22 protein-coding genes and 1 pseudogene are annotated in these 24,125 nt (G+C 60.0%); 7 read left to right on the top strand and 16 right to left on the bottom strand.

Annotation, left to right across the window (positions count from 1 at the left end; translation table 11 throughout):
• Positions 1-31 precede the first annotated feature (31 nt).
• The 5 genes from RPS27_RS24690 to RPS27_RS24670 all read right to left on the bottom strand — a co-directional run bounded on the left by RPS27_RS24690 (position 32) and on the right by RPS27_RS24670 (position 4,171).
• A complete protein-coding gene (locus tag RPS27_RS24690; RefSeq protein WP_128929951.1) occupies positions 32-907 on the bottom strand; it encodes an ABC transporter permease in 876 nt (291 codons plus the stop codon).
• Entirely contained in the window at positions 900-1,775 is an 876-nt protein-coding gene (locus RPS27_RS24685; RefSeq protein ID WP_206733218.1) for an ABC transporter ATP-binding protein, read from the bottom strand. Before RPS27_RS24685 ends, RPS27_RS24690 begins: the two co-directional genes overlap by 8 nt.
• A complete protein-coding gene (locus tag RPS27_RS24680; protein ID WP_128929950.1) occupies positions 1,772-2,827 on the bottom strand; it encodes an ABC transporter substrate-binding protein in 1,056 nt (351 codons plus the stop codon). Before RPS27_RS24680 ends, RPS27_RS24685 begins: the two co-directional genes overlap by 4 nt.
• Before the next feature lie 27 nt (positions 2,828-2,854).
• Positions 2,855-3,784 (bottom strand): TauD/TfdA dioxygenase family protein, encoded by a 930-nt coding sequence (locus RPS27_RS24675; protein ID WP_128929949.1) that lies wholly within the window; start codon positions 3,782-3,784, stop codon positions 2,855-2,857.
• Between the two features lie 114 nt (positions 3,785-3,898).
• Positions 3,899-4,171, bottom strand: a complete 273-nt coding sequence (locus RPS27_RS24670) for a hypothetical protein (protein WP_128929948.1) — start codon at positions 4,169-4,171, stop codon at positions 3,899-3,901.
• A gap of 253 nt (positions 4,172-4,424) precedes the next feature.
• On the opposite strand from RPS27_RS24670, the gene RPS27_RS24665 reads away from it, so the two are divergent.
• From RPS27_RS24665 to RPS27_RS24640, 6 genes are all read left to right on the top strand, one after another.
• Positions 4,425-5,768, top strand: a complete 1,344-nt coding sequence (locus RPS27_RS24665; RefSeq protein WP_128929947.1) for an LLM class flavin-dependent oxidoreductase — start codon at positions 4,425-4,427, stop codon at positions 5,766-5,768.
• 1,200 nt (positions 5,769-6,968) lie between these two features.
• Entirely contained in the window at positions 6,969-7,841 is an 873-nt protein-coding gene (locus tag RPS27_RS24660) for a S1/P1 nuclease (protein ID WP_164934264.1), read from the top strand.
• A gap of 641 nt (positions 7,842-8,482) precedes the next feature.
• Positions 8,483-8,683, top strand: a complete 201-nt coding sequence (locus RPS27_RS24655) for a hypothetical protein (RefSeq protein WP_128929944.1) — start codon at positions 8,483-8,485, stop codon at positions 8,681-8,683.
• Positions 8,684-8,861: 178 nt separating this feature from the next.
• Positions 8,862-9,974, top strand: coding sequence for a Fic family protein (locus RPS27_RS24650; protein ID WP_128929943.1), 1,113 nt, complete (start codon positions 8,862-8,864; stop codon positions 9,972-9,974).
• A gap of 388 nt (positions 9,975-10,362) precedes the next feature.
• The gene (locus RPS27_RS24645; protein WP_128929942.1) at positions 10,363-11,415 is read left to right on the top strand and encodes a DNA-processing protein DprA; all 1,053 of its coding nucleotides are present in this window, start codon (positions 10,363-10,365) and stop codon (positions 11,413-11,415) included.
• A gap of 8 nt (positions 11,416-11,423) precedes the next feature.
• The gene (locus RPS27_RS24640) at positions 11,424-12,524 is read left to right on the top strand and encodes an HAD-IA family hydrolase (protein WP_128929941.1); all 1,101 of its coding nucleotides are present in this window, start codon (positions 11,424-11,426) and stop codon (positions 12,522-12,524) included.
• A gap of 392 nt (positions 12,525-12,916) precedes the next feature.
• Here the strand turns inward: RPS27_RS24640 and RPS27_RS24635 are convergent, their stop codons facing one another.
• Positions 12,917-13,084 carry a DUF2934 domain-containing protein gene (locus RPS27_RS24635; RefSeq protein ID WP_128929940.1) on the bottom strand — a complete coding sequence of 56 codons (168 nt, stop codon included), beginning with the start codon at positions 13,082-13,084 and terminating at the stop codon, positions 12,917-12,919.
• A 1,492-nt stretch (positions 13,085-14,576) separates the two neighbouring features.
• On the opposite strand from RPS27_RS24635, the gene RPS27_RS24630 reads away from it, so the two are divergent.
• Entirely contained in the window at positions 14,577-14,735 is a 159-nt protein-coding gene (locus tag RPS27_RS24630) for a hypothetical protein (protein WP_164939081.1), read from the top strand.
• A gap of 72 nt (positions 14,736-14,807) precedes the next feature.
• Here the strand turns inward: RPS27_RS24630 and panC are convergent, their stop codons facing one another.
• The 10 genes and pseudogenes from panC to nifH form a co-directional block, all read right to left on the bottom strand.
• Positions 14,808-15,671, bottom strand: a complete 864-nt coding sequence (gene panC / locus RPS27_RS24625) for a pantoate--beta-alanine ligase (protein WP_164934262.1) — start codon at positions 15,669-15,671, stop codon at positions 14,808-14,810.
• 4 nt (positions 15,672-15,675) lie between these two features.
• Positions 15,676-16,554, bottom strand: coding sequence for a 3-methyl-2-oxobutanoate hydroxymethyltransferase (gene panB, locus RPS27_RS24620; RefSeq protein ID WP_128929937.1), 879 nt, complete (start codon positions 16,552-16,554; stop codon positions 15,676-15,678).
• A 529-nt stretch (positions 16,555-17,083) separates the two neighbouring features.
• Complete coding sequence (locus tag RPS27_RS24615; protein WP_128929936.1) at positions 17,084-17,317, bottom strand: hypothetical protein; 234 nt, start codon at positions 17,315-17,317, stop codon at positions 17,084-17,086.
• A 200-nt stretch (positions 17,318-17,517) separates the two neighbouring features.
• The gene (locus RPS27_RS24610; protein ID WP_128929935.1) at positions 17,518-17,814 is read right to left on the bottom strand and encodes a ferredoxin family protein; all 297 of its coding nucleotides are present in this window, start codon (positions 17,812-17,814) and stop codon (positions 17,518-17,520) included.
• A 31-nt stretch (positions 17,815-17,845) separates the two neighbouring features.
• Positions 17,846-19,195, bottom strand: coding sequence for an FAD-dependent oxidoreductase (locus tag RPS27_RS24605; protein ID WP_283810024.1), 1,350 nt, complete (start codon positions 19,193-19,195; stop codon positions 17,846-17,848).
• The gene (locus RPS27_RS24600; RefSeq protein ID WP_128929933.1) at positions 19,170-20,276 is read right to left on the bottom strand and encodes an electron transfer flavoprotein subunit alpha/FixB family protein; all 1,107 of its coding nucleotides are present in this window, start codon (positions 20,274-20,276) and stop codon (positions 19,170-19,172) included. Before RPS27_RS24600 ends, RPS27_RS24605 begins: the two co-directional genes overlap by 26 nt.
• A gap of 18 nt (positions 20,277-20,294) precedes the next feature.
• Positions 20,295-21,137, bottom strand: a complete 843-nt coding sequence (locus tag RPS27_RS24595; RefSeq protein ID WP_128955188.1) for an electron transfer flavoprotein subunit beta/FixA family protein — start codon at positions 21,135-21,137, stop codon at positions 20,295-20,297.
• A gap of 180 nt (positions 21,138-21,317) precedes the next feature.
• Positions 21,318-21,629: pseudogene (gene nifW, locus RPS27_RS24590) on the bottom strand (nitrogenase stabilizing/protective protein NifW); the annotation flags it as partial.
• A gap of 485 nt (positions 21,630-22,114) precedes the next feature.
• Positions 22,115-22,765 (bottom strand): nitrogen fixation protein NifQ, encoded by a 651-nt coding sequence (locus tag RPS27_RS24585; protein WP_128929931.1) that lies wholly within the window; start codon positions 22,763-22,765, stop codon positions 22,115-22,117.
• Positions 22,766-22,860: 95 nt separating this feature from the next.
• Positions 22,861-23,745 carry a nitrogenase iron protein gene (gene nifH / locus RPS27_RS24580; protein WP_128929930.1) on the bottom strand — a complete coding sequence of 295 codons (885 nt, stop codon included), beginning with the start codon at positions 23,743-23,745 and terminating at the stop codon, positions 22,861-22,863.
• Positions 23,746-24,125 lie beyond the last annotated feature (380 nt).

Genomic DNA, 24,125 nt, shown 5'->3' with positions numbered 1-24,125 from the left:
CCCCAAGTTCGAACCATTACAATTGGCGCGCTCACGCCGAAACCGGCGCCTTCCAGCGCATGAAGCGCCGCTCGATCACCTCGAGCACAGCGTTGAACGCCAGCCCGATCACAGTGATGCCCAGGATGCCGAAATACATCTGCGGGATCAGGAAGCTGTACTGGCTGTTGATGATGAGATAGCCGAGCCCCGCCTTCGCCCCGACCATCTCGGAGGCGACCAGCACCAGCATGGCAGAGGCGCTGGCGAGGCGAATGCCGACGAAGATGGTCGGAAGCGCTGCCGGAAGAATGACCTTGCGGAACAATTGCTGCGGGCTCGCGCCCATGGTGCGCGCCGACTTGATCAGGAGCGGATCGACCTGCTTGACGGCGGCGATCGTGTTGAGCAGCAGCGGCCAGGCGCAACTGTAGATTACCATCGTGATCTTCGACATCTCGCCGATGCCGAGCAGCAGGATGAAGACCGGCAGCAGCGCCAGCGGCGCGGTGTTACGGCAGATTTCGATGAACTGGTTCAGGAGATTGCCGAGCCGCGCGTACCAGCCGACGAGAAGGCCAAGCGGAACGATCAAGGCAACCGAGATCAGAAACCCGCTCAAGGCACGCAGCAGGCTTGCTGACACGTCGTCATAGAGCTCGCCGCTCTGTGCGAGCTGCCAGCCGGCGGCAATCACCTCGGAGAACGGCGGCAGGAATACCGGATCGACCACCCCAAGTCGCGGGGCAACCTCCCACACCGACAGCAGCACGATGAGCAGCAGCGAGCGATGCCCCAATGCGCCGAGCGCGCGCAGGGCAGCATGAAGCCGGCCGGCGATCCGTGGGGATGCGCGATCTCCGCCTGACAACGCGTTCGGACGCCCATGCGCGAGCTCCAGCAGCGTCAGCGTTTCAAGGCTAGACATGCGCGATCTCCTTCACGTCACTGTTGCCGCGACGGACATCGGCGGGGCGGCTCGATTGTCCCTGCTGCGCCTTCTGCACCTCTTCCCGGAGCAGGCTCCATATCTCGTGCCTGACCTGACCGAACTCCGGCAGCGAACGCACGTCCTCATCTTCGCTGCGCAGCGAGGCCGGAATGTCGAAGATTTGCTTGATCCGGCCCGGGCGCGAGGTCATCACGGCCACGCGTTGGCCAAGCGCTACGGCCTCGTCTATGCCATGGGTGATAAAGACGATGGTCTTGCCGGTGGCGCGCCAGATCCGCAGCAGCTCGGTCTGGAGCGTCTCGCGCGTCTGGGCATCCAACGCGGCAAACGGCTCGTCCATCAGCAGCACCTCGGGATCGTAAGCAAGACTGCGGGCAATCGCGACGCGCTGCTTCATGCCGCCGGAGAGCTCGTGCGGATAGCGGCTGGCAAATCCGGACAGGCCAACGAGGTCGAGGAAATGCCGCGCGATCTCGCGTCGCTGCGCGGCCTTCAGCCCGGCGATGTCGAGCCCGAACTCGACATTCTCCAGGGCGGTGCGCCAGGGAAACAGCGCGTATTGCTGGAACACGATGCCGCGGTCGCGGCCGGGCCCTTTGATCTGCCGCCCGTCGAGCAGGATGCGGCCGCTGGTCGGCGTCGTCAGCCCACCCAACAGATCGAGCAGGGTCGATTTCCCGCAGCCGCTGGGACCGACCAGGGCCAGGAACTCACCAGTGCGAACATCGAGCGTGATGTCCTCGAGGGCGGTGAAACGGCCCAACGGGCCGCCTCCCTCGCCGCGCGTCACGAATTCCTTGCGGACGTGTTCGAAGCTGATTTTGATCGGGCTCGCTTGGGTCACTGGGCCTCCGCCGTCTTGCCGGGACGGAAATAGTTGAAGGCGTTGGTGTAGGTCTCGGAGGCCTTGACCTGGCCCGGCTTGAACAGACCGTCCTTCTCCAGCCAGTCGATCCACACCTGGATCTCGGCATCCGAGATCACCCCGCCTTTGCTCGCGACGCCCGTGCTCTTCCAGTATTTGATCGGCGTCGCGTCCTCATTACGTTTGCGCTCCGCGATGATGCGCCCGAAGCGCGCGCGCACCTCCTCGGGCGGCGTCGACTGCGCCCAAGCGATGGCGCGCGAAATGCCCTCGATCAGCTTGCGTGAGGCCTCCGGATTGTCCTTGATGAACTTGTCGCGCAGGACGTAGGAGCCGCCGGTGAAATTGCCGAACAGACCGGTGTCGTTGAACAGCGAGTGGATGCCGCCACGCTCCAGTGCCTTGTCGCGCAGCACGCCGCTAAGGGTGCTCACTTCGACCTGGCCCTGGCGTAAGGCCTGTTCACCGCTGACCGGCGGGATCGCGACCAGCGTCACCTGCTTGGCTTCCGCTGATGTCAAGCCGTTGCGGGCGAGATATTCGCGGAGCACAAATTCCAGATGGGCACCGAGCGTATTGACGGCGACCTTCTTGCCGATCAGGTCGCGCGCGGTCTTGATTGGGCTGTCGTCCCTGACGAAGTAGCCGTTATAGGTGTTGGCGTCCGAGCCGTAATAGCCGACCACGGCCTTGATGGGCGCCTTTGCCGCGATCAGCTTGAGGATCGCGCCGTAGAAAGCCCCGCCGATGTCGATATCCCCGGTCACCACGGTCTGGATGTCCTGTGGGCCGCTGATGGTGTTGCCGACCCATTTCAGCTTCAGGGGCGCCAGATAGCCGAGGTCGTCGGCGAGCTCGATGAAGGTCACCTGCCCCGCCCAGCCCTGATACCGGATCTCGCTCTTGTCGAGCGGCGGCTCGGCGAAGGCGGGAGCGGCAAGGCCCAATGCCAGCGCGCTGACAAGCAGCCGCCGTGCGGCGCTCCGTGCAGCACGATGCCGCGCTTGAAAAAATTGAAACAGAGAGTTCATGTGTCAAACCCGGTCAAGTGTTGGAGATCAAGCGGCCTTGGGCGCCTGCGCCTTCGGCGCCTTGACGCGCGTCACGCTGTGACGACCGTCGACGCTGACAGGCACTTCCCCATCGATGGTGGCGCGGCGGACGACGCGGTGCTGATCGCCATAATCGTTGACGGCGTAGTGCTGGGTTGCCCGGTTGTCCCAGATCGCGAGGTCACCGGCCTGCCAGGTCCAGCGTACGGTGTTCTCGGGCGCGGTGATGTGGGACTGGAAAAGCTCGAACAGCTTCTGGCCATCATATTTCGGCAAGCCGACGAAGCGCTGCACGAAGTTGCCGAGCACCAGGGTGCGTTCGCCGGTTTCGGGATGAACCCGCACGACCGGATGCTCCGTCTCATAGATCGTGCCGGTAAAAACCTCGTCGAAATGCTTGCGATCCGCTTCGCTCGCGGGCGTCTTCACCGCGTAGTCGTAAGCGTTGCTGTGGACCGCCCAGAGCTCGTCGGCAAGCTTGCGCAGCGGCGCCGGCAGGTCGAGATAGGCCGCCGCCGTGTTCGACCACACGGTATCGCCGCCGTATGGCGGGATCACAACGCCACGCAGCACCGAGATTTTCGGATAGGCATCGACGAAGGTGACGTCCGTGTGCCACTGGTCTGCACGACCGCCGCCACGACCTGAATCGAGCTCCAGGATCGATGAAGTGCCCTTGGTCGCACCGACCGTCGGATGCGGCACGAGCTTACCGAGCCTGATAGCAAAGCGCTCCTGCTCGGCATCGTCGAGATGCCCCTGGTTGCGGAAGAAGGTGACCTTGTGCTCCAGCAGCACATGATTGATGGCGCGAATGACGTCGTCGGACAAATCGCCTGATAATTTGACGTTCCGGATTTCGGCACCGAGCCGGGCCGCACGTTTGACGATATCGGCGCGCGGAATGACGTTGTCGATGGTGATCGGGTTGCTCATGATCGTATCTCTCATTGAATTCGTGGACAAAGCTCCGCCATACGCCGGTCATGCCGGCGGCGGCGGACAGTGACGGGTGGTTTCCTGGTTGGCCCTAGGGGATCACGTCGGCGGCTAGACAGTCGGCAGCAGGCGGATCCCGGCGGTACAGCTCTCCGCCATCGCCGCAGTGCGAAGCGATGCGCACAGCACCATTAGCCGGGCCACATTGCGAACGATGTTTGGATCGGATTGCCGCATGGTGAACGACCTCGCTTGGACGTTGCCGATGGTAAAAGCGATGGCGCTCCAGTCAATGAAACGAAACCAGCGTTGTTTTCGGCGCCGCGCAATGATCGCTTCGTTGGGACGGCGAGCACGGAAAGATTTGCGATCATGACGGCCCATGCGAGCGCCTCACATGCGCGAAGACGAGCAAAATCGAGCCAACGGACGCACGAAACGACGCGGTTCATTTGCCTTGATCACCAGCACGAACGCACTCATCTCCCGCTAGCGACGCGCTCGTATCGTTCATGCTCGCTTCGCCGACAACAACGCAAATTCATTACATCGACAGCTTTGCGAGCATCGACATAGAGTCAACTGCAACGCGCGCGGTGACGCCGCGATCCGGAGATAACCAACCATTGCGAGCCAGATGATGAGCAAACGCCAGCTTTCCCTCAACTTCTTCATCTATCCGGACGGTCATCACGAGGCCGCGTGGCGGCACAAGGCCTCGACGACGGACCGCATTCTCGACGTCACCTACTATCAGGAACTGGCGCAACGCGCCGAAGCGCACAAGTTCGACGCGGTCTTCTTCGCCGACGGGCCGGTGCTCTCGGATAACGTCCGCTACGCGCAGCGCTTCCGGCTCGAGCCGATCACGCTTCTCGCCGCGATCGCGTCGGCTACCACGCACATCGGCCTGATCGCGACCGCTTCAACCACCTACACCGAACCCTACAATCTCGCTCGGCTGTTCGCGTCGCTCGATCACCTCAGCCGCGGGCGTGCAGGATGGAACATCGTGACGACAAGCTCGCCACAGGCAGCGCAGAACTTCGGCCTGCCTGAGCATCCTCCGCATCACGAGCGGTACGAGCGGGCGCGCGAATATCTCGATGTCGTCACCGCGCTATGGGACAGCTGGGAGGACGATGCGCTCGTCAATGACCCCGTCTCCGGCATTTTCGCTGATACCAGCAAGATCCACGCGATCGACCATATAGGGAAATACTTCCGCGTGCGCGGCCCGCTCAACGTCTCACGGACGCCGCAGGGCCGGCCCGTCTATGTCCAGGCCGGCTCTTCCGAGGACGGACGCGCCTTCGCAGCGCGCTTTGCCGAGGCCATCTTCACGGCGCACCAGACGTTGGCGAGCGCGCAGGAGTTCTATGCCGACATCAAACGGCAGGCGCGTGCGTTCGATCGCAGCCCTGACCAGATCAAGATCCTGCCCGGCATCTCGCCGTTCATCGCCAGCACACAAGCGGAGGCCGACCGGCTTCAGGACGAGTTCAACGCGCTGATCCAGCCGGAGTTCTCGCTCGCCCAGCTCCGCCAGATGACCGGGCTCGACCTCGCCGGCTTTGATCTCGATGGCCCCTTCCCACGTCACCTGATCGATACCGACGGTGCGCATGGCGTTGCCAGCCGCTTCAAGCTGATCGTCGACATCATCGATCGCGAAAAGCCCACGATCCGCCAGCTGGTGCAGCGCCTCGCCGGTGCGCGCGGGCATTGGGTCATCGCCGGCCCCCCGGAAAAGATCGCCGACAACATCCAGACCTGGTTCGAGAACGGCGCAGCCGACGGTTTCAACGTCATGCCTCCGTGGCTGCCGGGCGGGTTCGACCTGTTCGCCGAACAGGTCGTGCCGATCTTGCGCAAGCGCGGCCTCTTCCGCCGTGATTATGCGGGCAGCAGTCTGCGCGATCACTACGGTTTGAGCCGCCCGGCCAGCCTGTTCTCGGGCGCCGTGCGGGCCATTGCGTGAGGGTGGAAAACCAGTCGGGCCGTGCGCACGTCGTCTCTTCAGCAAGGTGCGTTGCCGGTTTTGAACAGAATGTCCGCCTCAGAACCGTCCAGCCTGACCAATTCGCAGCGCCGAAACGCCAAGCCAGTCGTTGAAAGCAGCAAGAAAAAATGCCGTGATCGCAGCACGTCTGGCGATCCGTCGATAAGAACGCGGGCGCCAGTTTCGGACGCCTCGATTAGTATACAGTTGCGCCACCATCGCCCGTCCGCTGCCAGGAGGGTCATCCGATGTTCATGTTCAAAACGGACGAATCGGGTTCCTCTCTTGGTCGGGAGCATCAAGACTCCGCCTGACGGCGCCTTCAAACAAAATCATTGCAATTAGAAGTCGAAGAGCAGAAGGCCAGCGCACGTCTCTGCCCAGACCGAAACATCAAAGTAACTGTGGCTTGATCCGCGCCGGCTCCGATCTAGCGGTTCTCTATAAAAAGGTGAATGCAAACAGGCTTGCGCACAGGAGGACAAATCCCGCTCCAGTCAGGCCCAGGAAGCTTCCTGAGATGAGATCATGTTCGCGCATGAGTGCCTCAGCTGTCTCTGCCAGCTTCGAATCAGAGCAGGTTTGGAGCGGCTGTTGTTAGCCCGCTTGCTCGCACTTTTTCGGCTATTGCGCGTTGAAAATGCATTTTTTGGACACTGCTCGAGACGACTGAGGCGTGTTGCAGCAGCAGGCCTCGTTTAAGGCTTGGCATACGACTTAAGCTGCTTGGACGTTGGCCGTACAAGATGGTCCAGAACCTCCGTCCAGGTAGATGTGAGCGGCTTCATAATTGCGATAAGAGTTCGGGAGTATCCTTTCGACATGCGTGGGTCTCTGATTGTCCTTGCCATCTTTGCAATTATCTTGGCCGTGCGCGGACACCAGCGTGAGAGTGTCGCGTTGCGTCCGACGGAAGCCATGCCGCCTGTCAACGTACCTTAAGGCTTGGCGGGAGCAAGGAATGCGTTGGCAAGATGCTGATCATTTGGGGCGTTTATCTCGTCAGTCAGATTCGAAGAACTATCCGCCGGCGCCGGTCGAGGGCAGAGCGCGGTGAGCAGCGCTATCGGAAGCGTTGAGACAGCCCAATCCGCGGAAACGTTCCGCCGTGCCCGCGAGATGCGGCGAGAGCCGACACAACCATCTGTTTGACATGCGATGCGTTTTTTGGAGGTTGCCGTGACAAAGCTTAGAGTTCTACTTCCCGCCTGCATTACCATCCTGGCGGGCAGCACGTCGACTGCGCTCGCGTGGGGACAGCTCGGGCATTCCGTGATTGCTGAGCTCGCGCAGCGACATCTCACCCCGGCTGCCACGACCAAGCTCAAGGACCTGATCGGAGAGACCTCGTTGGCGTCGATCTCGAACTGGGCTGACGACTACAAGTTCACGGCAGAAGGGAAGAACACGTATCGCTGGCACTTCGTCGACATCGATGTCGCCCGCGCCACTTATGATTCCGCGCTGGACTGCAATGAGGCAAACAATCAGGGCACTTGCATCGTGCGGGGCCTGCCTGAGGCGATTGCGGTGTTAAAGGACACTTCGCGCAGTAAGGACGACAGGCTGCGTGCGCTCAAGCTGGTGGTTCATCTTGCGGGTGATCTTGAGCAACCGCTTCACGCAAGTGAACGGGATGGCGACCAGGGTGGTAACAAGTTGCACGTCATATTGCGTGCCAAACGCTCGGATGGAACGTCATACACGCGCGCATCGACGTTTCACAGCATGTGGGATGATTCTCTGATCGACCTTCAGGCCTATTCGTGGGGAAGCTATGCGGACGCAATCGACGGTGCATCGTTGCCGGCGGTTGAGCCCGCTCCCTATGATGAGGCACGCATCGCTGCTTGGGCCAATGACACCCATGCGCTCGGGATAAGGGCCTATCAGCTTCTGCCTCAAGGTGCGCCGGAGCAGAACGACGCTGGTCATCCCATTGAGCTCGGAGCGGAGTATGCCGCTGCCGTCAAATCAGATCTTGATGGCGAGCTGGCAAAGGGAGCTGCGCGATTGAAAGCCATCCTTGAGGATGCACTTGGAGATTCGTGATGTGAGGCGAGCGTTGACCAACAGACGCGTCCGATCACAACTTTGTTCATCTCTCGAAGGCAACGCGAAACGCCGCCGTTGATTTGATATTTCTGCGCCCTTATTTGCGTCCTAGAGGTGGCGTCGGCTGCTACAGCACCGCCAGCTCGTTTGATGAAACCAAGGCTGGAAATGCAGTCGACGACGAAGCATTTGGACGAGATGAGAGGACCGTCGGCTCCAGCTCTCGGGGACGGTTTCGTTGTTGCGCTATTTGGACGGCGGCCACAGCGGGCTATCCGCCCACTTCCGCGCAGCTGGATCGTGCAGGGGATCGCCTCCGCAGGCGAGGCAGACGTAGCCCGGCCGGCCGGGCGCCTCGTCGTCAGGCACGGCCGTCATCGGCTTGCCGCAGGTCGGGCACAGGGTTTCGGCTTGCGTAGAGCCTTGTGATCGGATTTCCCCCCGTGTCGCGCGGCGATCAGGATGGAAGGCGCTTCCTACCCAGATTGCCGCGCTACACCTCCGCTGTGAGCTTAGTTTCTCTGGCGCCGTGAGCTCAAGCAGATCCTTTAAATCCGTCCGACGCATCAGCAGGCCCTTGACGGAACGCGCATCCGGCAATGATATTCGGGTTATCAGTGATGTTGCGGGGGGGCGTCGTGGAAGAGTTCTATAGTGGCTTTGCGCAGCGGGCGCGCGATCTAGCAGAGAAAGCCGACCCATTCACCAAGCGGCGGCTTCTCGACCTCGCCCAGCGTTACGATCTGAAGAGCAGACCGGGATCGCCAGGCGTTCGGTCCCTCCCGCCGCCCCGCGCAACGCCGCCGACGGTGCTCTTCTCCGGCGCTGGCGAAGTGTGATCCAACCCTTCGAAGCGATTACCGCCCGCCCGAGACGGTTATCTTCTCCGGACTCTCATTACGCAGGTCCCCGAATTCTCTTGCTGAGATTATGGCAATTTTCTCATCATTTGTTGCAGAGAATAGCTTGTCAGCGCAATGATTAGCTTGCATAATCTCTGCAAGAGATGATGAGATTATGGCCTACATTCATGAACTGCCTGCTTGGCCCACATTCACTTGGGATATGCAGCGGATTGCAGACCGATTGGCGGCGGTCCGTCATAAGCAGGGCCGCCTGCTCGGCCGGATGGAGCGGCTCGGATTCCCCCTCAAAACTGAGGCTACTCTTCAGACCCTCACTGAAGAAGTGGTGAAGTCGAGTGAGATCGAGGGTGAGATCCTCGATCATGCGCAGGTTCGGTCCTCCATCGCTCGTCATCTTGGTATGGACATTGGGGGCCTTATCCCTGCCGACCGGTACGTCGAAGGCGTGGTCGAGATGATCCTCGACGCCACCGAACACTATGCCGAGGAGCTAACTGCCGAACGCCTCTTCGGCTGGCATGCCGCGCTCTTCCCCACTGGGCGCAGCGGTATGACCAAGATAGTCGTCGGCGCGTGGCGGACGGTCGAGACTGGACCCATGCAAGTTGTCTCGGGCCCGATGGGTCGCGAGCGCGTACACTATGAAGCTCCATCGGCCGAGCGTCTCGATGCGCAGATGCAGACCTTCTTGGAGTGGTTTAACCGTAATATCGTTAGCATCGATCCCGTGTTGAAGGCCGCTCTCGCTCATCTTTGGTTCGTGACCATCCATCCATTTGAAGACGGCAACGGTCGTATTGCGCGTGCGATCGCTGACCTTGCGCTGGCAAGATCAGAGCGGAGCCCGCAAAGGTTTTACAGTATGTCCGCGCAGATTCGGCGCGAGCGGAACGACTACTACTCAATTCTCGAGCGGATCCAGAAAGGAAACCTCGACATCACCGATTGGATGGCGTGGTTCCTGGATTGCTTAGATCGCGCCTTTGACAACGCGGATGCCATTCTCGGGAGAATTCTCCAGAAAGCGGACTTCTGGGATCGTCATGCGGCTCGCCAGCTCAATGAACGTCAACGAACTGTGCTTAATTGCCTGTTCGATGGATTTGAGGGCAAGCTAACGTCCTCAAAGTGGGCAAAGCTAACGAAGGTCTCCCAGGCGACGGCGGCAAGGGACATTGAGGAATTGATCGAACATGGCATCCTTAAGAAAGATGCCGCCGGGGGCAGAAGCACCAGCTACTCGCTCGTTGACACACACAGCTGATGGCGGAACGGGAAGGATGAGGAGGAAGAAGCATTTGAGAAGATCCTCTCAACGCAACTTAACCGCAACATCGACGTCGTTAATTCGTCGAGACAAGAACTCTCGTTGCTGAGGCTTCCTCAACACGGGTGATCGGCTCTATCAACCTGCTGATCGAGTAGGCCGGCTTGCCTGCTTACGCTGTGATGACCTATTGTGCAGATGTCCATCGATGTGCGGATGCCAAGCGCAAGTTCGTGTTCACGGCAATCTTGATCCTTCGCCGCCGCCGATCTCCTAGGGTGCTCGCCATTTACTGCGTTAACCTCGGACTCGTTCATCCTCGTCCTTAAGAGAGACTGTCGTTCTAGAACGCCGAAGTAGGGCAATTTGAAAGGCGTTGAATGCGATGATTGGCACCGAGACACGAACTGCAGCCGGCATTCTCACACTCACCGCTTTGCGCGGTATCGGCCCTGCTACGGCCGAGCGTCTCGCTGAACGATTCTCGCTTCTTGAAGCGATTTTGGGCGCCGAGCCTGCGAAGCTTCGATCGGTCGTTTCGGCCGCGGTGGCTGAATGCCTTCAGGAGCCCGCCGCCATTGTTAAAGCCAGCGAGAAGGCACAGCGAGTGCTCGACGAGGCGGATCGGCGTGGGGTGCGTGTTCTGTCGATCTTCGATACGGATTATCCAGTGGCTCTGCGCTCTCTTGCCGATCGCCCGCCCATCCTGTTTGTGAAGGGCCAGCTTCCGCCGCGCCGCAGCGTCGCTTGCATCGGCACGCGCGAGCCGTCCGAATTCGGCGAAATCGTCAGCGATAGGATCGTGGAGACACTGGTCGGCGCCAATTGGGCGATCGTGAGTGGCCTTGCGATCGGCGTCGATACGTTGAGCCACCAAAGCGCATTGCATCACGGCGGGCGGACCGTCGCTGTGATGGCGGGTGGTCTTGAGGGCATTTACCCGAAGCAGAATAGCAAGCTCGCCGAAGAGATTCTGGAAAAGGATGGCGCGCTGATCAGCGAGCAGCCTTTCGGCGTGCCGCCATCCCCGCGCAATCTTGTGCAGCGCGATCGCCTGCAAAGCGGGCTTTCGATAGCAACCTTTGTCATGCAGACAGACATCAAGGGCGGCTCGATGCACACGGTGCGCTTCACGATCCAACAGGACCGCGTGCTGTTTGCGCCAGTGCCGCAGGGCCGTCATGCCACAGAGCCTAAGAGCCAGGGCATCTTGGCCATGACGCAGTTGCCCGCGAGCCGCTTCGCCGAAGCTGTGCGGGCTGAAGGTGACTACCGACGCATACTCGCCGAGAGGTATGGCAACCGCCCGGTGGCTGTGCCGCTAGCCAGCAAGGAAGACTACGCCTCCATGCTTGGCTTATTGGAAAGCCGCTTGGCTGGTGGCGAAACCCAAACAGTCGCTCCGCCGTCGTCACCCACGCAGATGTCGATGCTCTAACGGCTGGGATGTTCCTGTTTGACCTCGACATGACGCTTTTCGATAGCTCGGCCATTGCGCAGCAACGTCGCTTTCAGATGTGGGACAATGTCCGGCAGAATATGCATCTGATCCGGCCGTTCCCCGCGCAAGGCCGCGCGGCGCCTCATGAGCTTCCCGCCCTTCTCAGGGCGGACGGACAGAGGATCGGCATCGTCACCTCTTCGCCTGAATGGTACGCGACTTCAGTCCTCCAGCAATTCCGCATCCCTTACGACGTGCTGGTCAGCTACGGCAATACCCAGAACCACAAACCCGACCCCGAGCCGATCCTGGAAGCGCTACGTCGTGTCGGCGTGGCTGCGACGACGGAAACGCTCTACATCGGTGATGATGTCGGTGACATCGAAGCCAGTTACCATGCCGGGGTGACTTCTGTTGCGGTCCGATGGGGGCCTACGTCAATCTTCGAGCTTTCCTCCAGTGCACCGGACGTCTTCATGTCGAAGGCATCCACCTTGCTGAGACGCGAACATTCCTGGCCGCGGCTATATTGGCGAAGCGTGAGCGCAGCCGTGTTGTCGCTGAAGAGTGATGATACCCACGCCAAGATTCTCGGTGAGGCCGTAGGTCGAGCCATCGCAACCCTCGACTGGGCACCGGACTATGTTGTGCCGGTTCCGATGAAGCCTTCTCAACAGCGCAATCGCTTTGAATTGCTGCTCAATGAGGCAGCAGATCATTTCGATGAGGACATCGAACTGGAGCTGAAGGGCCTGCGTGTCGTCAAGGAAATCGAGGGCTACAAGCAGATGAATTCGCTGGAGCGCGCCGAAGCAATCAAAGGCGCTTTCCATTCTAATTTCAGATGGAACAATAACAAGATCTTGCTGATCGACGATGTCTACACGACCGGGGAGACCACCGGGGAATGTGTCCGGACACTCGCCGCCAGCGGCGCCGGCGAAGTCAGGATCATGACGCTGGCGAAGGACCAGCGGGTATTTGCTCGCAAGACCTGCCCCGCCTGCGGTCGCTCTATGAAAATCCGGGAGAATCACACAACCCATTTCAAATTCTGGGGCTGCTCGGGTTATCCTCACCACTGCCAAAACACTGAAAACTTCTAGAGCATGATCCCGAGAAGTGTGCAGCGGTTTTCGGAGGCTCAAACAATAACCTAAAGCGCGACGAGGATTCATCTCATTCTCATCGCGCTTTAATGTGCGCGTGAGCGATTGATCCGCGCTCCAAGCCAGAAAACATGCCGAGCGAGCGCGGAACGAACGACGCCATCGACAACGACCGGCATTGAAGAAGAGGAAGACGGACGTGGATCTGAATGGCCAGCGGTTTGAGGCCCGTCCAATCAGACGTGCAGAGCTCACGCGAGATGAGAGTTGACGTTGACGAATAACCCGGCCGAACCGTTTCCACCCGTCTGCTCGTCGCTCACTCCGCTCGGGCGGTCTTGCGGGCACGCACAACATGATCCCGTGTAGAGAGTGCCAAACGGCGGCGGCTAAATCGCGTCAGGCGAGCCATTTTCCGGAGCGCCGCGCTCTGCCTGCTCCTGCAGCTCGCGTTCGGCTTGATGCCAGAATTCGAGTTCGCGCCCTTCCGGCCTGCCTGCTTTCTCCCAGAGCTCGTGGGCCTTGTTTTTGATCTGCTCTTCGGTCGGGAATGCCATGGCGGACTCCGCGGGGGCACGGTCCCGCCTTTGGGGGGCTTTGGGGGTATGCGGCAGGACCGTGGGGGCACAAGGGCCCTTTCATTGAACCGCCCAGAAGCCAGCATGTTCCAATAACCAGGGCGAGGCATGAGATGCGCCCGAGCAAAATTAGCGCGCTCCAACCTCAGAAGGCCGGAAGGCCTAGCTAAATTTCCCCTCAGCACGATCTTACCTTCACGAGCGTATGATGCGTTTAGATGCAGACGTGCGGGCCGCTGCCGGCCGCCTTGGCGACCGGCTCCATCCGCGTGCAGCCAAAGGCGTCGCTAGAACACCGGCTTGCTTGTTGTCATGCGCTGCGGCTCGCCAGCTACAATCGCATCGAGAAAAGCGCTGTTGATATTGGTGCCCTCGCTGACAGCAGGCGACTTTACTTCCATCGCCTCCAGGGCACGGGGCTCTGTTCGGTGACGCGCTATCTCGATCGATGCGCTCGATCAACTTCTGAGAAAAGGCTAGCTCAAGTATGCGATCATTCTTCTCGAGCGCTTGGCCTAATCGGATCCACCGTAGCTAAACCTGGTATATTTGCTTGAGATCCGGCATCTGTGCGAGGCCGTCTTTGCCGGTGGCCAGGATGTTCAACACGAACCTTGAAAGTCACAGCCACGCCCTTCCCTAGCGCCACATCGTCGGCGTCGAGCGAAGTGCCTCAAGCGCGACCTGCCTTAGGCGCTCCGCTGTTGTCTCACCCTTGGTTGCGGCTTCGATCAACTTGGAGGCGACATGGGCACGAAGGCCAGTTTCACTGCGGGAGATCTCCTGGCAGACCTCATCAAGCACGGCGCGGAGAAGGACACTCGTCGCTGGGTCCAACACGGGCGACTCCGAAAACGTGAAGGAAAATAAGGGCACGAGCAGGCACGTTGCAAATTTGATCTTTCGTCTGAAAGTAGGACAATATAAACTGTTAGCCCGGATGACGCACCCAGGCCGGGTGTCAACGAACACGGACGACATTGCGCAACTAGGGGCAAGAACGGACCCGGCTGTCCTGGCGGAATTCGGCGTTGAACTGGGATTTGTTGATGATTTTCACCGCAGCGGGATTGCAACAGGCCGATCCAGCTGTTCAGCACGCCCCCCAACGGTTGGATGTGAACCCATCCGCTAGGCAGGCGCGGCCGAGCGGGTGGTCCGGAACTCGCCGCGCGCAGACGAACAATGGATTCGATGTCCGACCGTTTTCCCTATTATGAGATTTTGCTCACTCGCCGTGGCCGCGGCTGGTTCTGGTCGCTCTCGACGGATGAAGGGATGCTGGTCATGGCAGGTTCAAAACGTAGCCGGCTGGCCGCCCGGTATGAGGCTAACAGGGCTTTGTTTTTGCTGCTCAGCGCGCCAGGCGGCGCGCGACATCCAGCTTCACCGCCGCGAGCTGGCGAGCGGCCAGGTGTGCGGCGTTAGCTGCTGCGGCGCCGTCCCGAAATCAACCAGATATGTTCGGAGAATGATGATGACGAAGCGCGGACCGAAGGAGCTATCTCAAGCCGGCATCGTTTTTCCAAAGAAACCTCGCCCGGCAAAAGCAAAAAAGCTGACGGCGACAATGAAGCGTCGTGCACTCAAGGTGCAAAAGGTCGAACGAGCTGCAACATCATCGCAGTGAGCGCGGCTGGGATCAGCACGCGCGCTGGAGCACCGCCCTGCCTCCTGGCGCGACGGAGATCGTGCTCGCTTATCACCGCGCGGTCAGCCTGCGAGCCTCCGTGGTATCGAGCAGGATGTTGTCGATCAGCCGGGTTGAGCCAACATAACCTGCGACACAAATCGCAGCAGGACGCGTCAGCTCGCTTGTAGCTGGCGTGAGCGTTTCGGCATCGACGATTTCCAGGTATTGCAGCTCGTCGATCTCTATAGTCTGCCTGGCGAGTGACAACAGCCGGATGGAATCGCGCTCGCCTGCCTGAAAGACAGCCTTTGCTGCGAAAAGGCCGCGGCTGATGGAAAGGGCGCTGCTGCGTTCAGGAGCGCTGAGATAGCGGTTCCGGCTGCTCATGGCGAGCCCGTCCGGATCGCGAACCGTCGGGACGGTGACGATTTCGATCGGGAGATTGAGATCGGTGACCATCCGCCGCACTACGGCACATTGCTGAAAGTCCTTTTGTCCGAAGAACGCCAGATCAGGCTGCACCATGTTGAACAGCTTGCAGACGACGGTCGTAACACCCCGAAAGTGGCCGGGCCTGAACGGGCCACAGAGGGGCTGTGCCGGTGCACCCGGTTCGACAAAGGTGTCGAACCCCGACCGATACACTTCCTCCGCCCCGGGAGCAAAGATAATATCGACGTCAGCCTCGCGGCACAGTCGTTCGTCTCGGGGGAAGTCCCGTGGATACACGCTGAGATCTTCCTTCGGGCCAAACTGGGCCGGGTTGACGAAGATGCTGACGACCGTGGTGTTGCAGCGTGCCCGGCTCGCTTTAACAAGCGCGAGATGACCATCGTGCAGGTATCCCATTGTGGGCACAAATCCGACGCGACCATTCGGTTTGTGACCAGCGAGGGCGCGGCGCAGCTCGCGGACGGTTTTTATGGTGCGCACGACGCTAAATTCCGTCCCGCTCGCCTGGCGTCCAGTTTGCGACGACCTCCGCCAGGGATTCCGGCAAACGGTAGGACTCCTGAGCGTCCGGAAATGTGCCCTCCCGGACATCGGTCGCCCAGCTTGCGAGGGCATCCTGCAAGACCTGAAATCCGTTCGAATAGGGGCGCACGAATTTCGGCCGGTGCCCCTCCGTCAATCCGACCACGTCGTGGAACACGAGTACCTGGCCCGAACATTTCGCTCCCGCGCCGATCCCAATGGTCGGAATCTTCAGGATCTCGGTCACACGCGCTGCAAGCTCGGCCGGAATGCCCTCGAGCACGAGCGCAAAGCATCCCGCTTGCTCTAACCGGTGCGCGTCCTCGAGCAGTTGCAATGCAGCCTCGCTCGTGCGACCCTGCACCCTGAAGCCGCCCATGACGTTGACGCTTTGCGGGGTGAGGCCGAGGTGTCCCATCACCGGGATTTCGCATTGGACCAGCGCGCGTATCATGTCGATGCGCTTGGCGCCCCCTTCCAGCTTGACGGCATCTGCTCCCCGTTGCAGGAAGCCACCTGCGTTGCGGATAGTTTCCTGCGGGCTGACATGGAAGCTGAGAAACGGCATATCAGCCACGAGCAGCGCACGAGGTCTTGTGCGCGCGACAGCCTCCAGATGATAGTTCATCATCGGCATGCTGACCGGAAGGGTATTGTCGTAGCCGAGACAGACATTGCCGACGCTGTCGCCCACGAGGAGGATATCGACGATGGAATCGGCAATCCGCGCTGTCACGGCGTCATAGGCGGTGGTCATCGTTATGCGCCGCCGTTCCTCCTTCCATTGTTGAAGGAGCGGAATCGTCACTCGCGCACTGGGCGCTTGAGATATGTGGCTCATCTGCGATCCCCGGTTGTGTTCAATCCGCATTCGTTGCAGCTGCGCTTCTTAGGGGAGACGACAGAAATGGGTCAATGGTCAATTTAAGAAAGAGAAAATGTCTCTCTGAATGGCAACATCAGCAGGCCGGAGGTTTTGATGATTGCGCGATCATGGTGTGAGTACTTCTTCGCGTAACCAAATCCCGCGGCGTTGAGCACGTGGAGGGGCGCAACTGTTCCGGTGATGGACGGCTTGCGGCGCGCGGCCGGGGACATTGCAGACGAGGTTAGGCAACAGAAACACGTCTATTGCACGCCGAACCAAAAATGCCGCGCGGGTCTTAGGGACGTCCGAAAGGCAGCAGCGTCCCTTGGGCGCCAATGGCTTGATCTCGGAAAAGGCGACACGGGAGTGGTCGTCAATGTAGACGGGCTGGGAGCGCCGGGTAATGCCGTCTCCGATCCCTCCAAAAACGCCACAGCGTTATGATGTCGATGTGAATGATCTCGCCTGGGCTTTCACGCTCATATCGGCCTTCCCCGCTCAGTCAGCTCCTCGCGATCCGGTTCAATTCTAAGCGACGAGGATGGCTGACGGCGGCCGTCGACACTTCGACCTGGTCGGCGATCTGCGTGCCGGTGTAGATGTCGGCGCAATGCGTCGAAGCCTGCACATGTGGCTGGCGGGACTTGGCGACGAAAGGGTCTGGAGGAGCGATTGCGCAACCAAGCAACACCTTCCGCGCGGAACCGCTTGACCTATTTTCAATCGTCTTCGGCAAGATGTTTCACAGGTCAGCCATCGGCTTGCGGCAGCCTACTCCTCCGCAGCATCGCCTATCGACCTTTGGGCATCAACGGCGCATTCTTGTGGGTGTTCATCCGGTCTCTCCCAGAACACTGCAGCTTCGGAAACTCAGCTTTCTCGGTTCAGAACGGATGGGCACTTCCTGAAAGATCACAGCTACGTTGAGCCGAATTATTAGCCAAACTTGAACAGTACGCCGTAACCACCTCGCGGATAGCTCCACTCGATGTCACCTCTCTCCTCGCAGATCACGCGGCAAGTGCCGCACTCGATGCAGCCGTCCACGGCGACTTCTATCTGGTGCTTGTCGTTAGCTACATAGCAGTGAGCCGGGCAGGTTGTCAGCATGCTCACGAGCTCCGAGGATGGCATCGTGTGTGGCCGCACCTTGATGTGAGGGTGCCCAGGATCAAGCAGGTAGCGGTTGTAGAATAGCCTGTCCTCGACGCGCGCGGATCGGTCGGTCGACATGGTTAGCCCTCATGGGGGTGTGAGAGAAGCGTTACCGCCAAGCGCGCGCGAGGCGAACGGCATCACCGAGCAGGCCGCTCCACGAACGGCTCTTGACGAAGGAGTTTAGTGATTGCTTTTCCTTTTCGGCCTTTGGTGTCCCGTCGACCCGCAAGAAATTCTGCATCGATTCCGAGACGAGCTCCGGATATGTCAGAAAAAAGTTCCGGGAGTAGGTGTGCATCAGCGCGGGCATGTCTTTGTACTTCCTTAGGTCCCTAATGACAAACGAATGGTCCAACATCGTCTTGTAAATTGACAGATTCGTCGCTGTCATTGGGGCGCCGCGCGACTTGACTTGGATGATCGCTTCGGCCGCGAGTCGCCCCGATGTCATTGCGAGGTTTGAGCCCTCGCGATGCATAGCGTTGTTGAGTTGAGCGGCGTCGCCTACGACGACCCAGCCCTCGCCATATAGCTGCGGAATGGCCTTGAAGCCACCCTCGGGAATGAGGTGAGCGGCATATTCCTTGACTTCCGATCCCTCGATCAGCGGAGCGACCGAAGGATGCCGCTTGAAGCGATCGAGCAGACCATACGGTGTTTCCCCGGTGCTTGTGAAGTGCGCGACCAGGCATCCGATGCCAAGGGAGATGCATTCCTTATTGGTGTAGATGAAGCCCATGCCTGTCATGCCGCGGGAGATGGTGCCCGCAGCCTCAATGACGAGCCCTTCATCGCCCTTAAGATTGAAGCGGGCCTCGATAACTTCGCGCGGTAGGAAGTGCATCTCCTTCACGGCGAGTGCGACCGTGTCCGGCGTAGGCCGCTTGCGTACGCCGGCCCGCGTGCCAAGAAGGCCGTTGACGCCTTCCGCGAGGACCACCGCGCCAGCATGGATCTCGCCATCGGCGCGGTCAGTCCGCACACCCACCACCTTGCCGTTAGCATCTTGCATTAGTTCGGTTGCCGTTGTCTCGCATAGCACCGTGGCGCCAGCTTCGCGAACTTTCTGCGAGAACCACCTATCGAACTGAGCGCGGATGATAGTATAGCGGTTCGGCCTTTCTTCGTTGAAGTCGTCGGAGCGGTAGTGCAGGCCGGTGTGAGAGCGGTCATCCATCATCCAGAAGCGCTGTTCGACCAGATGCCGCTCAAGCGGCGCGTCTTGTCGAAAGTTAGCGACAAGCGCCTCCAGCATATCGGCATAGAGGATCGCACCCTGCACGTTCTTCGACCCGGGATATTCGCCACGCTCGAGCTGAAGAACCTTCAGGCCGTGCTTGGCAAGCGTGAGCGCCGCTGCATTGCCGGCCATACCTGCCCCGACGACGATGATGTCAAATGTTTCCGCGGTCACGAGGTCTCTCCTTGTCCTATCCTGCGATCCGGTCGCGCGAATGCGGCGACAGCCGGGCGCGAAACGCCTCGGTCAGGATTGGCAGCAACCGGATCGCGTCCTCGACAATGCCTAAATGCGAGAACTCGAAGATAGGCGCGTTCCTTTCGGTGTTGATGGCGACGATAAGGTCGGCGCCGTCGACACCGACGCGGTGCTGAATGGCTCCGGAGATTCCGGCGGCGATGTAGAGCTTTGGCCTGATGGTTTTGCCGGTTTGGCCAATTTGCCGGTCGGATGTGACCCAACCCTTTTGCACCAGGGGGCGCGAGCAGCCAAACTCGGCACCTAGCACGTCGGCGAGCCGGCGCACGAGCCGGAAGTTTTCAGACGAACCAAGGCCGAGGCCTCCGGCAACGACAACATCGGCATAAGCGAGATTGGATCGTGCGGAATCGCGATCCGGTAGGAACGACAGCACCTTCGTTACGATATCGTCCTCGACAAGTCCAAGCGGGAGGGTGATGATGCGGCCGATCGGGCGCGCGCAGCGTTCTGGCACAGGCATCACGCGCGGCCGGACTGTAGCCATCTGCGGACGGTAGTTCAGCGTATAGATCGTGCATAGCAGCGAGCCGCCAAAGGTCGGACGCGTCGCGGCGAGGGAACCGTCGGCATCGACGTCGAGCTCTGTGCAATCGGCAGTCAGACCAGTGCGCAATGTCGTTGCGACTGAACCTGCTAGGTCGCGGCCTAGAGTGGTCGCGCCTAGGAGCAAGATCTCGGGCTTGTAGCTATTGACGAGCTTGGTGAGCGCCTTGATATAGGATTCGTTGCGATAGTCCTTGAGCAGATCATCGGCGACCATATAGACAAGGTCGGCTCCGTAGCAGAACGACTCGGTAGCGGCGGCCTGCGATGCCTCGCCCTCTTGCCCGATCACCACTGCGGCGAGATCAACTTTGAGCTTGTCAGCAAGCTTGCGGCCAACGCCCATTAGCTCCCAGGATACAGAGTGGACCTGGCCGCGTTCTTGCTCGATGAAGACCCACACATGTTTGTAGGTCTTGAAGCGGTCAGACAGCTGCTTCTTAGCCGCGGCGCGACTCGAAGGGGAAGCGCCGATTTCAGATGCGGTATTCATGTTGCGCCTTTCTTTAGCTCAATAGCCGCGCGCCAGTGCCGCGAGCTCGATCTCGAGGGCCGGCCGGCACCTGAAAATAGCGTTGATCAATGCCTCCGCGGGCTGCTCGTCAGGCTCTATCATCGTGGCCTTCTCGTTGCGGGCGGCTGGTGCGAAAACGCGCTTGACGACGGTGGGCGAGCCCCGCAAGCCGCATTGTGAAATGTCATCAACCCCCGCCTGTTGCGCGCTCCATTTCAGGATCGTCGCGCGGGCAGCGCGCAGCGCATCAGCCATCGCACCGCGGCGGATCTGGTTCGTCGCTTCGAGCATCGTGACCAGGCAGGGGAGCCGTGTCCGAAGCAACTGGACGCCACCCTCAGAGCGTCGCTCGACGTCGATGGTGCGGGCATGCAAGTCCAGTGCGCTGATCTTGCCAACATAGGTGAGCTGAAACAGGCCAAGCCGTTTTGCGATGCCAGGGCCGACCTGTGCGGTGTCTCCATCGATGGTCTGCTTTCCTGTGAAGACAATGTCAGGGGCGCCGAACTCGCTCGAGATCCTACGGATCGCTGTCGCCAAAGCGTAGGTTGTGGCTAGGGTGTCCGCGCCCGCGAAAAAGCGATCGGTCAGGAGCACCGCACGATCCGCGCCGAAGGTGAGCGCCTTGCGAAGACTGTCCTCGGCAGAAGGGGGGCCCATAGTCAACACCGTGACTTCGCCGCCGAACTGATCGCGTAGCTCAAGGGCAGCTTCCAATGCAAAGAGATCGTACGGGTTGATGATGGTCGGCACGCCCTGACGCATGATGGTATTTGTCACGGGATGCACGCGGATCTGTCCGGAGTCTGGAACCTGCTTGATGCAAACGAGCAAGTGCATGATCTTCTCCAAGACTAATCTCCCCAAAACAGTTCAGAGTGGAATGGCAATCACACCAACGAGAACGAGAACGTTTCAGTCGGCGGAGGTTTCGGGTGTAACCGCTAGGCGCCCGGAGGGCAGTACGCCGCTGCGACTAGGCGTAGCCAGTCCGACAGAGGGCAGTTCAATTTCGTTACCAATCTGCACTAGTACGGGTACAGGCTTGGTGTCGGGCGCGGCGTCCTTTAAGACCTTGAACACGCGCTGTTCAATCGGCGGTGACGTGACGAAATCTGAATATGCGCGCTCAAGCACGAGTTTGCACCGTTTAGCAACGCTGTCGTCCGCCAGATCGCTAAGGCTCTCCTTAGCAAGATATTCGCCCATGCGCCTGAGAATGTGCAGCCGCGCAACGTTGACCACTTTAGGATCGTAGTCGACGCCTAACAGAGCGAAGAACTCTTCGGCAGAAGCGGCTTTGCTGAGGCGCGCGATAATTCCATCAGACATTCAAGTTCCTTCATACTCTGCGGTCTCTACCGGCCGGGTCTGCTTCGCGGGTGCGCTGATATGCCGAGCGAGCGTTGCGCCTCAACGTCCGGCCCGGTGCGATCTAATTGGTGGCGATCTGCACGCCGCGAGTCCGCATCGGCGCGCTCACTCCGGGCGTCGGCAACAGTGGCCGATGCTGGTAGTCCGGAGCCGACCGTCGTCGGACGAGTTGGCTGGCACGACGGACCGGTGTTCGCGCAAGGCCGTCACTTCCCCATGAAGCTGTGGCGTTGTTGATGCTTGCGGAAATTAGCGCTGATGCGATCGGCACCGTCTTGCTTTCTGGAGGTTGGCGCTTGGTGTGCCATCGGTCGAGATGATGTTGTTGGTCGACGAGAGATCGGGACTGATCAAGGTCTGATGGTGTCGGGCGGGGTGCCGTCATCTGGGTCTTTCCATATTCATTCCAATCATCGAAGTGAGCAATGCACGTGCCACCTCAGCTACAGCTTGCGTTCGACCAGGCGGCTCTCACCGCTCTCTTCGCCAAAGCAACGACCAAAATCGGCGCATTGGGTGCAGACTGGCGCCCTGCACATACCTAAACTATCGCGTTCGCAGAGCACGCGATAGAAGAAGCGCTTCCAACGCATATTCCCGGTGTTCCGGCGGGCCAGTGGCGCGAAATGGCGCGTCAGGAGACGGGACAGCTCCGTACGCCCGCGCAGCCCGAGATCCTGCCAGAGGTGGTGAGGCTCCATTGCACGTCGCGCTACCATTGCCGCGAGCCAATGGCCGACGTCGCCGGCAGTCGAACGCTGCGCGAGCAGGAGCTCGCGCAGGACAGCGGTTTCGTCATGGACGTCGGAGGATGAGTTTGGTATCCATGTGAAGGCGCGGGCCGCGGCCGCCGGGAAAAAGCCGGCGAGCAGTTTTCTCAGGGCATGCTCTGGAATTCCAACGCGTTCTACGATCGAGCCGCCATCCAACGCGGCAGCGACCAGGATTGAGGCCAGTGCATGACGATCGAAATCATCGTCGGCGCTGATTTCGGCTTCCGCTGGGTTGCTGCCCGTGAGCAGTCGATAGAGCGCGATTCCGACCTGTTGCACAACGGCGCTCGGCTCAGCCGATCGAGAGTTCGACACTTCCATGTTACTCGCTTGCACCTCAGCCAAGAAATGCCCCGCCGCTATTGGAAAGACCGCTGGATAGCCGGCCCCATGAGACGAGGAGACCGGCAGGATCCTTATGGCGTCGCGGGCTGGGCCGCGGTTTTGCCGATCTGGCTCTCGTCTACCGCCTTCATGATCCCGTGTTCCATCAGCATATCCTCCAGCTCGTCCATGCTGATCGGGGTCGGAACAACGCCCTTCCCGCCGTTGTTGTGTATCTTGGATGCAAGGTTGCGATAATGATCCGCCTGCTTGGAGTCCGGCGCATACTCCAGCACCGTCATGCGGCGCAGCTCAGCATGCTGCACGATGTTGTCTCGCGGCACGAAGTAGATGAGCTGAGTTCCCAGCTTCTTCGCCAGCGCGTCCGCTAGCTCCAGCTCCTTGTCGGTCTGACGCTCGTTGCAGACAAGCCCCCCAAGACGGACGCCGCCTGAATGGGCGTATTTCAGAATGCCTTTGGAGATGTTATTGGCGGCGTACATGGCCATCATCTCGCCGGACATCACAATGTAGATTTCCTGCGCCTTGTTCTCGCGGATCGGCATTGCGAAGCCGCCGCAGACGACGTCGCCGAGCACGTCGTAGGATACGTAGTCGATGTCCTCATAGGCACCGTTGTGTTCTAGAAAATTGATGGAGGTGATGACCCCCCGCCCAGCACAACCGACGCCAGGCTCTGGACCACCGGACTCCACGCAGCGGATGTCCTTATATCCGATTTTCATGACGTCCTCGATCTCAAGGTCTTCGACGCTGCCGACACTGGCGGCGAGGCTGAGAATGGTGTCTTGCGCCTTAGCGTGCAGGATCAAGCGCGTAGAGTCCGCCTTAGGATCGCATCCCACGATAAGGATTCTGTGGCCCATCTCAGCAAGCGCTGCGAGCGTGTTCTGGGACGTAGTCGACTTTCCGATACCACCTTTGCCGTAAAATGCGATTTGCCTCAGTGACGACATGTTCATCTCCATTAAGCGGGTGCCAAAAGCACCGCGCAGTCTCGCGTCGCATTGAGCCACCGTCAGAAGCGGCGACCCGAGGATTCGGTAGGGAGAGTTTGGAGCCGCCAGCCGAGCTCTCAGCTCCCACCGTGTTGCTGTATGCGAAGTGCAACTGGTGTGCCGTTGGCTCCGCGCGGACTAAGGCGCTGAGTACGCTCGCAAAGTGGTTCGCCCGGAGCCGAAGTTGGAAGGGATGTCGCCTCTACGAAAGTCAGGCCAGTGTGAGGATCCAGACAAAGGAGCGCCGCCATGGTAAGATCACAGCGTATCTGCGCCGCCATAGGCGGGGGAAAGGTTGCTTCAGGTTGGGCGCTAGCGTTTAGACGCGTCGGTGCAGA

Origin of the sequence: Bradyrhizobium sp. WYCCWR 12699, assembly GCF_032144035.1 — a bacterium.
Taxonomy (GTDB): domain Bacteria; phylum Pseudomonadota; class Alphaproteobacteria; order Rhizobiales; family Xanthobacteraceae; genus Bradyrhizobium.
This window is presented reverse-complemented; position numbering and strand designations above follow the sequence as displayed.